The sequence below is a fragment of the Streptococcus sp. 29892 genome (assembly GCF_032594935.1).
Lineage (GTDB): Bacteria > Bacillota > Bacilli > Lactobacillales > Streptococcaceae > Streptococcus > Streptococcus hyiners.
On record NZ_CP118734.1, the window covers coordinates 686,339 to 699,430 of the forward strand.

12 protein-coding genes are annotated in these 13,092 nt (G+C 42.2%); 8 read left to right on the forward strand and 4 right to left on the reverse strand.

Going from position 1 to position 13,092, the window contains the following annotated elements:
- Positions 1 to 42: 42 nt before the first annotated feature.
- The 3 genes from gyrB (at position 43) to serB (ending at position 4,496) form a co-directional block, all read left to right on the forward strand.
- Positions 43 to 1,995: a DNA topoisomerase (ATP-hydrolyzing) subunit B gene (gene gyrB, locus PW220_RS03515; protein WP_248054565.1), complete on the forward strand. Its 1,953-nt coding sequence runs from the start codon at positions 43 to 45 to the stop codon at positions 1,993 to 1,995.
- Between the two features lie 88 nt (positions 1,996 to 2,083).
- Entirely contained in the window at positions 2,084 to 3,808 is a 1,725-nt protein-coding gene (gene ezrA, locus PW220_RS03520; RefSeq protein WP_248054563.1) for a septation ring formation regulator EzrA, read from the forward strand.
- Positions 3,809 to 3,857: 49 nt separating this feature from the next.
- Complete coding sequence (gene serB, locus PW220_RS03525) at positions 3,858 to 4,496, forward strand: phosphoserine phosphatase SerB (protein ID WP_248054561.1); 639 nt, start codon at positions 3,858 to 3,860, stop codon at positions 4,494 to 4,496.
- A gap of 34 nt (positions 4,497 to 4,530) precedes the next feature.
- Here the strand turns inward: serB and PW220_RS03530 are convergent, their stop codons facing one another.
- Positions 4,531 to 5,172: an HAD family hydrolase gene (locus PW220_RS03530; RefSeq protein ID WP_172092018.1), complete on the reverse strand. Its 642-nt coding sequence runs from the start codon at positions 5,170 to 5,172 to the stop codon at positions 4,531 to 4,533.
- A gap of 106 nt (positions 5,173 to 5,278) precedes the next feature.
- Here PW220_RS03530 and PW220_RS03535 point away from each other — a divergent pair, with 106 nt between their 5' ends.
- Positions 5,279 to 6,409, forward strand: coding sequence for a glycerate kinase family protein (locus PW220_RS03535; protein WP_248054559.1), 1,131 nt, complete (start codon positions 5,279 to 5,281; stop codon positions 6,407 to 6,409).
- Positions 6,410 to 6,418: 9 nt separating this feature from the next.
- Here the strand turns inward: PW220_RS03535 and PW220_RS03540 are convergent, their stop codons facing one another.
- Positions 6,419 to 6,868, reverse strand: coding sequence for a DUF1694 domain-containing protein (locus tag PW220_RS03540; protein ID WP_248054557.1), 450 nt, complete (start codon positions 6,866 to 6,868; stop codon positions 6,419 to 6,421).
- Positions 6,869 to 7,017: 149 nt separating this feature from the next.
- Here PW220_RS03540 and eno point away from each other — a divergent pair, with 149 nt between their 5' ends.
- Positions 7,018 to 8,325, forward strand: coding sequence for a surface-displayed alpha-enolase (gene eno / locus PW220_RS03545; protein ID WP_099871461.1), 1,308 nt, complete (start codon positions 7,018 to 7,020; stop codon positions 8,323 to 8,325).
- 261 nt (positions 8,326 to 8,586) lie between these two features.
- Here eno and PW220_RS03550 read toward each other — a convergent pair whose 3' ends face one another.
- Positions 8,587 to 8,772 (reverse strand): hypothetical protein, encoded by a 186-nt coding sequence (locus PW220_RS03550; RefSeq protein WP_105117419.1) that lies wholly within the window; start codon positions 8,770 to 8,772, stop codon positions 8,587 to 8,589.
- Between the two features lie 55 nt (positions 8,773 to 8,827).
- Positions 8,828 to 9,838 carry a lactonase family protein gene (locus tag PW220_RS03555; RefSeq protein WP_172090867.1) on the reverse strand — a complete coding sequence of 337 codons (1,011 nt, stop codon included), beginning with the start codon at positions 9,836 to 9,838 and terminating at the stop codon, positions 8,828 to 8,830.
- A gap of 134 nt (positions 9,839 to 9,972) precedes the next feature.
- Between PW220_RS03555 and PW220_RS03560 the strand changes: the two genes are divergently transcribed.
- From PW220_RS03560 to budA, 3 genes are read left to right on the forward strand one after another with little or no spacing between them, the layout of a single operon-like run.
- Positions 9,973 to 11,139 (forward strand): AI-2E family transporter, encoded by a 1,167-nt coding sequence (locus tag PW220_RS03560; protein ID WP_172090866.1) that lies wholly within the window; start codon positions 9,973 to 9,975, stop codon positions 11,137 to 11,139.
- Positions 11,132 to 12,361 carry a tetratricopeptide repeat protein gene (locus PW220_RS03565; protein WP_172090865.1) on the forward strand — a complete coding sequence of 410 codons (1,230 nt, stop codon included), beginning with the start codon at positions 11,132 to 11,134 and terminating at the stop codon, positions 12,359 to 12,361. Before PW220_RS03560 ends, PW220_RS03565 begins: the two co-directional genes overlap by 8 nt.
- A gap of 3 nt (positions 12,362 to 12,364) precedes the next feature.
- Positions 12,365 to 13,081: an acetolactate decarboxylase gene (gene budA, locus PW220_RS03570; protein ID WP_172090864.1), complete on the forward strand. Its 717-nt coding sequence runs from the start codon at positions 12,365 to 12,367 to the stop codon at positions 13,079 to 13,081.
- Positions 13,082 to 13,092: the final 11 nt, after the last annotated feature.

Sequence of the window (13,092 nt, forward strand, 5' to 3'; positions counted from 1 at the left end):
TTAACGTTTTTGAGAGTAGAGCTTAGAAATAAAGGAATAAGAATGACAGAAGAAATCAAAGATTTACAAGAAAAAGCACAAGAATATGATGCCAGTCAGATTCAGGTTTTGGAAGGTCTGGAAGCTGTTCGTATGCGTCCAGGTATGTATATCGGAACAACCTCTAAAGAAGGACTTCACCACCTGGTTTGGGAAATTGTCGATAACTCGATTGACGAGGCCTTGGCCGGTTTTGCCAGCAAGATTGAAGTTTATATCGAGCCCGATAACTCCATTACAGTTGTGGACAATGGTCGTGGTATCCCGGTTGATATTCAGGAAAAAACAGGTCGTCCAGCCGTAGAAACTGTTTTCACAGTTCTCCATGCCGGTGGTAAATTTGGCGGAGGCGGATACAAGGTTTCAGGTGGTCTGCATGGCGTAGGTTCATCCGTAGTAAATGCCCTTTCGACCCAATTGGATGTACATGTCTATAAAAATGGTCAGGTTTATTTCCAAGAATACCGTCGTGGTGAGGTGGTTGCTGATTTGAAGGTTGTGGGTGAAACAGACCGCACTGGTACGACTGTGCATTTCACACCAGATCCAGAAATCTTTACGGAAACGACGGAATTCGAGTTTGCTAAATTAAATAAACGCATCCAAGAACTAGCCTTCCTAAACCGCGGTTTAAATCTTTCGATTACAGACAAGCGTGAGGGAATGGAACAAACCAAGGAATATCACTATGAGGGTGGTATTGCCTCCTATGTGGAATACCTCAATGAGAACAAGGATGTTATCTTTGAAACACCTATTTACACAGAGGGTGAAATGGATGACATCACAGTCGAAGTAGCTATGCAATACACGACTAGCTACCATGAAAATGTGGTTAGCTTTGCTAACAATATCCACACCCATGAAGGCGGTACCCACGAACAAGGTTTCCGTACAGCTCTGACGCGTGTCATCAACGACTATGCTAAGAAGAATAAAATTCTCAAGGAAAATGATGACAACCTAACGGGTGAGGATGTGCGTGAAGGTCTGACAGCGGTTATCTCAGTCAAACACCCTGGTCCTCAGTTTGAAGGACAAACCAAGACCAAGCTTGGAAATAGTGAAGTTGTTAAAATTACTAACCGTTTGTTCTCAGATGCATTTTCAGAATTCCTTTTGGAGCATCCTCAGATTGCTCGTCGGATTGTGGACAAGGGGATTGTAGCGGCCAAGGCGCGGATTGCTGCCAAACGGGCGCGTGAGGTCACTCGCAAGAAGTCAGGTCTTGAAATTTCTAACCTGCCAGGCAAGTTGGCAGACTGTTCATCAAATGATGCGACTAAGACAGAGCTCTTCATCGTGGAGGGGGATTCTGCGGGAGGTTCAGCAAAATCTGGTCGTGACCGTGAGTTTCAGGCTATTTTGCCAATTCGTGGTAAGATTTTGAACGTGGAAAAGGCCAGCATGGATAAGATTTTGGCCAACGAGGAAATCCGCAGCTTGTTTACAGCTATGGGAACTGGCTTTGGAGCGGACTTTGATGTGGAAAAAGCGCGTTATCAGAAATTAGTCATCATGACCGATGCCGATGTCGATGGAGCCCATATTCGTACCTTGCTCTTAACCCTCTTCTACCGCTATATGCGTCCGATTGTAGAAGCTGGATATGTGTACATTGCCCAACCGCCTATTTATGGTGTCAAGGTTGGAAGTGAAATCAAGGAATACATTCAACCAGGTGCCAATCAAGAACAGGAATTGCAAGAAGCCTTAGAAAGACATAGTACTGGACGTTCTAAACCAACCATCCAACGTTATAAGGGATTGGGTGAAATGGATGACCATCAGTTGTGGGAAACAACCATGAATCCAGAGAATCGTCTGATGGCGCGTGTTTCAGTTGATGATGCTGCAGAAGCAGATAAGATTTTCGATATGTTGATGGGGGACAAGGTTGAACCTCGCCGTGAGTTTATTGAAGAAAATGCGGTATATTCAACATTAGATATCTAAAAATTAAGAAAACAAGTGCATAAACTAGAGATTTATGGTATAATAAAGCGATATTTTCTAGTAATTACTATGAACTAAGGAGATTTACATGCCTACAGGAACAATCATCTTAATCGTTTCGATTGTTATTATTTTAATCGTTGCCTACGTAGCCTGCCTGATTGTTCGCAAACGTAATGACAACCTCTTGGTTGCATTAGAAGAGCGCAAGGAAGAGCTATTTAACCTCCCTGTAAATGAAGAAGTTGAAGCGGTAAAGGCCCTTCACTTGATTGGTCAAAGCCAGGTTTCCTTCCGTGAGTGGAATCAAAAATGGGTTGATCTATCCCTCAATTCATTTGCAGATATTGAAAATCATATTTTTGAAGCAGAAGCTTTTAACAATTCTTTCCGTTTCGTCAGCGCTAAGAATGCTATTGATAGCATTGAAAGTCAGATTGACCTAATTGAAGAAGACATTTCTTCTATCCGCCATGGTTTGATGGATTTGAAGGAACAGGAGGAGAAGAACTCAGGTCGTGTCAAACATGCCTTGGACTTGTTCGAAAATCTGCAAGCCTCTGTTCGTGATAATTCTGAAAGTTATGGAGAAACCTTGCCAGAACTTGAAAAACAACTGAAAAATATTGAAGTTGAATTTTCTGAGTTTGTTATGCTCAACTCATCTGGTGATCCGATTGAAGCATCTGAAATTCTTGATAAGACAGAGGAGCACATGATTGCTCTCAATCAGATTATGGATCGTATTCCGCAGTTGATTGAACGTGTTAGTAAGGATTTTCCAGAGCAGTTGGAAGACTTGGAAACAGGCTACCGTAAACTTGTAGAGCAAAACTACTTGTTTACAGAAGGAAATATCGAATCCCAATTCCAAAATATCCGAGTTTCTATTCGTGAAAATACTGCCTTGATTGTATCTTTTGATTTGGATGCAGCAGAAGCTGAAAATGAGGGCATTCAAGCTAAAATTGATCATCTTTATAAACTGTTTCAACGTGAAATTGAGGCAAATAAGTCTGCTAATAAGATTAGTAAAAGCTTGCCAAAATTCTTGGAGCATGTGGTACAGAATACCCAGCTCTTGGATGAAGAAAGCCAGCGTCTAAATGCCAACTATCTTTTGGTAGATAGTAAGCTTGCTCGTATCAACCAGCTGAAAAAACGTTTGGAAACCATTGAAATAGTTGTAGCTGAAAGTATTGAAGGTATTGAAACACCACAGGTAGCCTATTCTATTTTAGAGGAACGTTTAGATCACTCACTTTCAGGTTTGAAAGAAATTGAAGAAGAGCAGCTTGTATTGGCTGAGTACCTCAAATCACAAGAAGTATCAGAAAGTACGGCACGTAAGCAAGCAACCCTTTATATTAATAAGTTGCACACTCTCAAACGCTATATGGAGAAACGTAATCTTCCAGGTATACCTGAAGAATTCTTAACAAACTTCTTTAGAACAAGTGATCATGTCGAGGCCTTGATTGCTGAACTGGACTATAAGCGTATCAATATTGAAATTGTTAATCGTTTATTGGAAAATGCGACCTACGATATGAATCAATTAGAAGAGCTTGCATATCTCATCGTCCAGAATGCGACCCTGACAGAGCAACTCTTGCAGTATTCTAACCGTTATCGTTCGACGGAGGAAGGTATTCAACGTGCTTTCAATCGCTCATTAGAAATTTTTGAAAGAGATTTTGACTACCAAGCAGCTTTTGAAGAAATTTCATTTGCCTTGGAAACAGTTGAACCTGGCGTAACAGAACGTTTTGTTCGTTCTTATGAAAAAACACGCGAAGCAATTCGTTACTAAATGAAAAGCCGTTTGGCTTTTTATTTTTATACAAGAAAGGATATGAAACATGACAAAAGGATTATTGGTTATGGATGTGGATTCAACACTTATCATGGAAGAAGCTATTGACCTTCTTGGTGAGGAAGCGGGTGTAGGCGAGCAGGTTGCAGACATTACAGAACGTGCTATGCGTGGGGAATTAGATTTTGAAGAAGCATTACGCGAGCGTGTAGCCTTGTTAAAGGGACTGCCTGTTTCTGTTTTTGATTGGATTATGGAAAAAATTCATTTTACACCAGGGGCAGTGGAATTGGTTGCGGAATTAAAAAATCGCGGTTTCAAGGTTGCAGTCGTATCAGGTGGATTTCATGAAACAGTGGATCGTCTTGCTAGTCAGTTAGAATTAGATTATGTTCGTGCCAATCGTTTAGAAGTAGTTGATGGATTTTTGACAGGTCAAGTTTTGGGCGATATTGTGACCAAGGATACTAAAAAGGCGTGTTTAGAGGCCTGGGCGGCTGAAAATGGTCTAGCTCTATCTCAGACTATTGCTATGGGGGATGGGGCAAATGACCTACCTATGATTCAAGAAGCAGGAATTGGCGTGGCATTCTGTGCTAAACCAATTGTTCAAGAACAGGCACCTTATCAAATCAATGAAAAAAATCTCTATAAACTAATAGAGATTTTGGATGGTAAATATTGAGGAAGTCAGCTGGTTGCTGGCTTTTTCTATATGCTTATAGCAAGAGCTCTTTCAGGTCAACTACCGTTTGGGCGATCCTTGTAGCCCCTGCCTCCTCTAGTTCTTGTTTCGTTCCGTAGCCATATAGGACGCCGATAGAAGCTAGCTGGTTGGCCTTGGCTCCTTCGATATCATGTTCACGATCCCCGACCATAATGCTTGTTTGCGGATTGTAGTCCAGCTGTGCTAAGGCATAGGAGATGACATCAGTCTTGTTAATGCGGCTACTATCCAGACTGGCTCCTGCAATGACATCGAAATAGTGGGAAATATCAAAATAATCCAGAATTTGCTTGGCAAAGACTTCGGGTTTAGAGGTGGCGATAGCCAAGGTTTTACCTGCTTCCGTCAGAGATTCTAAAAGAGGAATAACACCGTCGTAGAGTTGGTTCTCAAACATGCCCTTTTCTTTAAAATAAACCCGAAAGGCATCAACAGCTGCCTGGGTATCTGCTGGATTTAGTTGATAAAAACGGGCAAAGGATTCGTAGAGCGGAGGACCGATGAAGCGTTTTAAGTTTTCTGGGTTCGGCTCCTCAATCCCCATTTGGTACAGGGCGTAGGTGACGGAATTTAGGATACCTGGTCCAGAATCTGTTAAGGTACCGTCAAGGTCAAATAAAATAGTCTGATACATGGAAGCCTCCTTTTGTCCAGTATATCATGTTTTAAGGAAATACTCGAATTTTTCTTGAAAGACCTGAAAAGGAGTGCTACAATTTATATAGAAAGGTGGGATATCTATGCGTATTCTAATTGCTCCAGATTCCTTCAAAGAATCTCTCTCAGCAGTAGAGGTTGCTAAAGCCATAAAGCAAGGATTTGCAAAGGTCTATCCCCAGGCAAGTTATGATTTGCTTCCCTTGGGTGATGGAGGTGAAGGAACCCTCGACAGTTTGACGCAAGCCTTGGATTTAGAGAAATACCAGACAGAAGTGACAGGACCATTTGGGGATAGAATATGTGTTGACTATGCAATGCGTGATGGTCTTGCTGTTTTTGAAATGGCTGCGATAGTGGGACTTGCCAGCATTCCGCTAGAAAAAAGAAATCCTTTGCTAGTTTCTACTAGAGGAGTGGGTGAACTGCTGGTTGAACTGGTGCAGAAAGGTGTCAACCAGTTTTTTATCGGAATTGGTGGCTCTGCCAGCCATGATGGTGGCATTGGAATGGCATCGGCTTTGGGCTTTCATTTTTTTAATCAATCGGGTCAGGAGCTTGAAGCGATTGGGGCTAATCTGGGTAAGATTGCGGACTTTTCCCAAGATGACATAGGTATTGATTTGTCGTCTGTTCAGATTGATTTGGTAACTGACGTGGATAATCTTCTCTGTGGACATCAGGGAGCCACTTATGTTTTTGCTGGTCAGAAGGGGCTGGAAGCTACGAAGTTTGAGCAAGTGGATAGAGAGATGGAAAGATTTTATCAGCTTGTCAATCCAGCAATCTTGACACTGGCTGGTGCTGGTGCAGGCGGTGGGATGGCGGCAGGCTTGGTGCAGTTTGCAGGTGCCCGCATACAAACAGGCATAAACTTTGTTCTGGATCAATTAGATTTTGACAAGCGAGTAGCTGAGGCTGACCTAGTTATTGTCGGTGAGGGACGAATGGATGCCCAGAGTTTGGCGGGCAAAACGCCAATCGGTGTAGCTCGAAGGACCCCAGCACCTATTCCCATCATCGCTATTTGTGGCAGTTTGAAGGATGATTTACCTGATTTTCCTTTTGAAAATATCTGCGCCACATTTCCCATTATTGCTGAAGTTGATGACTTAGAAAATACGCTTAAAAAGGGAGAAAAAAACCTGGTCCGCACAGCAGAACAGGTGGCAAGAATTCTTCAGTTGGGAGGAAAATTGGAGGAATTTGATTAAAGAAATAGCTTATCCAAATAATTTTTTCCAGAAGGAGGGTTTTTGCTCTTCCTTTTTTTCTTCCTTCTTGACAAGATTTGGAAAGATAACTTCTAAGTTAATTTCTTCTAAATCAACTGCATGATCTGTATGGAAGACCAGAGCGTAGGGAGATTGCCCAATTTTCTCATCGATGATGGAAGTAGTAATTCCATGGGCTTGAGCGAGTTTCATCAAGGAAATTTGTTGCTTGTCCACCAGGGAGGGAGAGAGTTTAAGAAAGAGAGGTATGTAGCTATTTGTTAGCTTTTGGCAGATGGTATCGAATGCCGATATGGCAAACTCATTTGCTAAGTCCTCGAAGGTGAGAAGAAGGACAACGCGCTCGCGATAAGTTCCCATGTATAAGCGCTGTTCATCAGGGTTTAGACGGGTTTCACCAGAGGCTTTTTGTAGGATAGTAGTATGTAAATTAGTCATAGTTTTAGTATAGCATATCCCAGTAAAAACGCAAAGGAAGGCGTTTACATTATTTCTTTCAGTAAAATAGCCTATTTTTTCTTGAAAAATCTCTTATTTTAGGGTATGATAGCAGTGTAACTATTTTAAACTCAAAGGAGAGTAATATAATGTCAATTATTACTGATGTTTACGCTCGCGAAGTCCTTGACTCACGCGGTAACCCTACACTTGAAGTTGAAGTTTATACTGAATCAGGTGCTTTCGGACGTGGTATGGTTCCTTCAGGAGCTTCTACTGGTGAGCACGAAGCAGTTGAACTTCGCGACGGTGACAAGTCTCGTTACCTTGGTCTTGGTACACAAAAAGCTGTTGACAACGTAAATAACGTGATTGCTGACGCTATCATCGGTTATGACGTTCGTGATCAACAAGCTATCGACCGCGCTATGATCGCTCTTGACGGTACTCCTAACAAAGGTAAATTGGGTGCAAACGCAATCCTTGGTGTTTCTATCGCTGTTGCGCGTGCAGCTGCTGACTACCTTGAAGTGCCACTTTACACTTACCTTGGCGGATTCAACACTAAAGTATTGCCAACTCCAATGATGAACATCATCAACGGTGGTTCACACTCAGACGCTCCAATCGCTTTCCAAGAATTCATGATCTTGCCAGTTGGCGCTCCTTCATTCAAAGAAGGTCTTCGTTGGGGTGCTGAAGTATTCCACGCTTTGAAGAAAATCTTGAAAGCTCGTGGTTTGGTAACAGCTGTTGGTGACGAAGGTGGTTTCGCTCCTAAGTTCGAAGGAACTGAAGACGGTGTTGAAACAATCATCGAAGCTATCGAAGCTGCTGGTTACGAAGCTGGCGAAAACGGCATCATGATCGGTTTCGACTGTGCGTCATCTGAGTTCTACGACAAAGAGCGTAAAGTTTACGACTACACTAAATTCGAAGGCGAAGGCGCTGCTGTTCGTACATCTGCAGAGCAAATCGACTACCTTGAAGAATTGGTTAACAAATACCCAATCATCACTATCGAAGATGGTATGGATGAAAACGACTGGGATGGTTGGAAAGCACTTACTGAGCGTCTTGGTAAACGCGTTCAATTGGTTGGTGACGACTTCTTCGTAACAAACACTGACTACCTTGCACGTGGTATCAAAGAAGGTGCTGCTAACTCAATCCTTATCAAAGTTAACCAAATCGGTACTCTTACTGAAACATTCGAAGCTATCGAAATGGCTAAAGAAGCTGGTTACACTGCCGTAGTATCACACCGTTCAGGTGAAACTGAAGATTCAACAATCGCTGACATCGCAGTTGCAACTAACGCTGGCCAAATCAAGACAGGTTCATTGTCACGTACAGACCGTATCGCTAAATACAACCAATTGCTTCGTATCGAAGATCAATTGGGTGAAGTTGCAGTCTACAAAGGCTTGAACTCATTCTATAATTTGAAAAAATAAAACAGTCTGGGAGACTGTTTTATCCCCGAGCTAGTATAGCGAGGGTCATAATAAGAACAAGTCTGGAAATTTCCAGACTTGTTTTTCGTAGTACAGTGTACTAATTTATCCCCGAGTTAGAATAACGAGGGCTATAGTAAGAACAAGAGAAAATGGCAAATGGCAGAGCGATTGGGTAGTTGCTTCATTGAAAGAACTACCAACTATTTTGGGGTAAAAAGAAAACTAGACTGAACATTCTCAGCCTAGTTTTTACATGTATTAGAACAAGCCTTTAACCTTGTCCAAAAGACCGCTTACGCCTTCAGAACCTGACAACAAGCCTTTTGCTTGCTCCAAGTATTCGCCGAAGTTGTCTTTGTTTTCTTCGATAAATTGTTTAGCTCCGTCAAAGTCTTTGTTTGCGATTAAGTCTTTAACTTCGTTGAAAAGATCTACTGGATTCATGTAATTCACCTCCTATACAAATATTAAACCAAAAATAGAGCGATTTCACAACTGATTAGTCTTCAAAAAATGTGACACATACAGCTTCTGGTAGGTAAAAATCATGAGAAAGTTCCGTCAGTCGACCTGTTTCTGTATCTCTTGAAAAAACAGTCGCATTATCAGAGTCTTGATGGACGGCAATCAGATGTTTCTCGTCTGGGCTTAGGGTAAAGTCACGGGGGGTCTTGCCCTGGGTTGACATGATTTGGACCAATTCAAGACTGGCATCACCAAGTGTTTTGTAGACGGCGATTGAGTCGTTACCACGGTTAGAACCGTAGACAAATTTTCCATCTTTGGTGATACGAATAGCAGCTGTGCCATTGAAGCCTGTATGGTCTTGTGGAAGTGTAGAGATAGTTTGTAGGTGCTCGAACTCTCCCCAGCCATCGTAAATAAGGACTTCAATAGTTGAATTAAGTTCGCAGATGAGATAGGCAATTTTCGCAACCGGATGGAAAACGATGTGGCGCGGACCACTTCCAGCAGCGGCCTGATAGGTTGCCAATTTTTCTACTTTTCCTTGGTCTGAGACCTTGTAGGTTACAACTTGGTCAGCACCTAAATCACAGGTCACCAAGAACTTATCTGGTGTCAAATCAGAAAAGTGAACATGGGCGGATGCTTGATTTTCATGTGGACCAGAACCTTGGTGCTGAGCAATATCAGTAAGTTCTAGGGAGCCATTTTCTAGTCGTTTATAGACCAGAACTTGTCCCTTGTGGTAATTGGCAGCATAAACTAGATTTCGCTCCTCATCAACGGCTACATAGCAGTGGGGCGCCCCTTCGCTGACGACATGGTTTAGTAAGCTGAAATCTGTATCGAAAGCTACGATTCCCCCTTGCTCATTCTCAGCCCCGACTGAATAAAGTCGTCCAGCCTTATCAAAAGCAAGATAGGTTGGGTTTGGTTCCTCAGCAACCAATTCTAAGTTACTGAGATGCCCAGTTTCGCTATTAAATTGTGCCTTATAAATACCTTTTGATTCACGTTTGGTGTAAGTACCGAAATAGACAGCCATGCTTATCTCCTTTGAAAATGATTGCTAAAATTATACCATATTTCTCCTGTAAAGTCTGAGAAAGCCTATGGTTTATTTGTCTAAAATACTCCATTACATGATACAATAGAGAAAAAGAATGAGGAGTGAGCGAGATGGATGAACAACAGCAACGATTTAGAATGTCCTGGTTTTTTAAGTGGTTTGTAAACAATCAGGCTGTTACCTTTTTTCTAGTAACCTTATTGGTTCTATTAACTATTTTTATTTTTACTAAAGTCAGCTTTTTACTGAAGCCGATTGGGAGTTTTATTGAAATTATTCTCCTGCCTATGTTATTGACCGGTTTGCTCTATTATCTCTTAAATCCTATTGTGGATTGGTTGGAGAAATATAAGATTACACGGACAGCTGCTATTTCGGTCTTATTTGTATTGATTGGCATGCTGTTGGTTTGGGGCTTGGCTGTTGTTATTCCAAGTATTCAAGGGCAGGTCGTTTCTTTCGCTCAAAATCTGCCGTCTAATATTCAAAAGATTGAAAGTCAAGTGACGACCTTATTGGATAATGAACAATTTGAACAGTTCCGTCCAACTGCCTTGGAAATTTTGAATAAGGTCAATGACCAAATTATTTCTTATGCACAGAAATTTTCATCTAGTGCGGTAAACTGGGCTAGTAGCTTGATTTCAACGGCATCGCAGATTATCGTGGCTATTTTGATTATGCCCTTTATTCTCTTCTATCTATTACGAGATGGTCAGCATTTAAATCGCCATGTCACCCAGTACTTACCGACAAAATGGCGTTCATCCGTCAGCAAGGTTTTGACAGATGTCAATGCTCAGTTGTCTAACTATGTTCGTGGTCAGGTGACGGTCGCTATTATTGTTGCTCTCATGTTTTCTGTCATGTTTTCAGTGATTGGACTTAGTTATCCTGTAACCTTGGGGGTTATGGCTGGTTTCCTTAATCTGATACCCTACTTGGGCTCATTTTTGGCTATGATTCCTGCAGTAGTGTTAGGATTGATTGCTGGACCTGTCATGTTGGTCAAGGTTTTGATTGTTTTCATGTTGGAGCAGACCATTGAAGGCCGTTTTGTAACTCCACTTATTATTGGTAGCTCTTTGAGTATTCACCCCATTACCATTTTGTTCGTCTTGTTGACTGCTGGTCAGATGTATGGTGTGTTAGGGGTCTTGTTAGGAATTCCAATTTATGCCTCTATTAAGGTAGTGGTCAAGGCGGCTTTTGACTGGTATAGAGAGTATAGCGGTTTATATGTTGAGGAAGGGGAACAGACGGTTCGAGATGAATAATAGTGAAAAAATGTTGATTTGCCTGCAAGAGCAGGATTTACAGAAGGCAGATAAGTATTTCAAACGTGCCTTGGCAGAAGATGACAGCGACACGCTCTTATCCTTGGCCACTTATCTGGAAAGTATTGGTTTCTTTCATCAGGCACGGGATATCTATATCAAGCTCTTGCCTGACTTTCCTGAGTTAGCCTTACAACTGGCTCAGATTGCTTTTGAGGATGGCCTGGTTGAAGAAGCTTTCGGATACTTGGAGGAAATCCCAGAAGATAGCCCAGTTTATGTGGAAGCTTTATTGGTCAAGGCAGATTTGTATCAGGCAGAAGGATTGTCAGATGTTGCGCGTGAAAAATTGTTAGAAGCTAGTCACATATCTGATGAACCCATTATTCTCTTTGGCTTAGCAGAGTTGGATATGGAGTTGGAATTTTTTAATGAGGCCATCTCTTACTATGCCCAGCTGGATAATCGTGAAATCTACGAATTAACTGGGGTTTCTACCTACCAGCGAATTGGTCTGGCCTATGCAAGTTTGGGGAAATTTGAAGCGGCCATTGAATTTCTTGAAAAAGCTGTCGAGTTGGAATACGATGACCAGACTGTTTTTGAGTTAGCTGCTCTGCTATTTGAAAGCGAAGAATACCAAAAGGCCAATCTCTACTTCAAGCAGCTGGACACCATCAATCCTGATTTTGAGGGCTATGAATACGCCTACGCCCAATCCCTTCATGCCGAGCATAAGATTGAAGAAGCCTTGGCAATAACAGAAAAGGGCTTGGCCAAAAATGATTTTGATGCCAATCTCTTGCTTCAAGCTTCTCAGTATGCCTATGAAATGCACGATGAGGAAGCTGCTGAAGACTATCTTCTCAAAGCAAGGGAAGTGGCAGATGACAGCAATGAATTAGCCCTCCGCTTGTCCAATCTCTATTTGGAGCAGGAGCGGTTTGATGAGGTTGTGGCCCTCTTTGACGAGGATTTGGACAATGTCTTGGCGCGTTGGAATGTGGCTAAGGCCTATCAAGCTCTGGAAAGAGATGAGGAAGCGAGTGAGCTTTACGCTGAATTAGCTAGAGAATTGGCGGAAAATCCTGAATTTTTGGCTGATTATGTAGGTTTATTACGTCAACTTGGTCGTTTGGAGGAGGCAAGAGAGCAAGCTAGCCGTTATATCCAATTGGTGCCAGATGATTTGGCCATGCAAGAATTTTTGAATGAAGAGTAGGTTATGCAAGTAAATCGATTATTTCAATACAATACACTTGGTGCCTTGATGGCTGGACTGTATGGCGGCTCCTTGACGGTTGGCGAATTGTTGGAACATGGTGATTTGGGCTTGGGAACTCTGGATTCCATTGATGGTGAGTTGATTGTCCTAGATGGAAAGGCTTATCAGGCCAAGGGGGCTGGGGAGAAACCAGAAGTGGTTGAAGTTCCTGCTGATATGAAGGTTCCCTATGCAGCGGTTATTTTCCATGAGGCAGAAGTGATTTTCAAGCAACGCTTTGAAATGACTAGCGATGAATTGCACCAGCGGATTGAATCCTATTACGATGGCGAAAATCTTTTTCGTTCTATCAAAATCAAAGGGACGTTTTCACGGATGCATGTTCGTATGATTCCTAAATCGGCTTCGGATGTTCGATTTGCGGAGGTGGCTAGCCGTCAGCCCGAATATACCGCTGAGAACATTTCTGGAACCATTGTTGGTATTTGGACGCCAGAGATTTTCCATGGTGTCAGTGTGGCAGGTTATCATTTGCATTTTATCTCAGACGATTTGACCTTTGGGGGCCATGTCATGGACTATATCATTTCACAAGGAAATATCGAGGTTGGCCCAGTCGATCAGCTGGATCAACGCTTTCCAGTTCAGGACCGCCAGTATCTGTTTGCTAAGTTCAATGCCAAGGAAGTCAGGGAAGATATTGATAAGGCGGAGTAGTTATAAGTAGC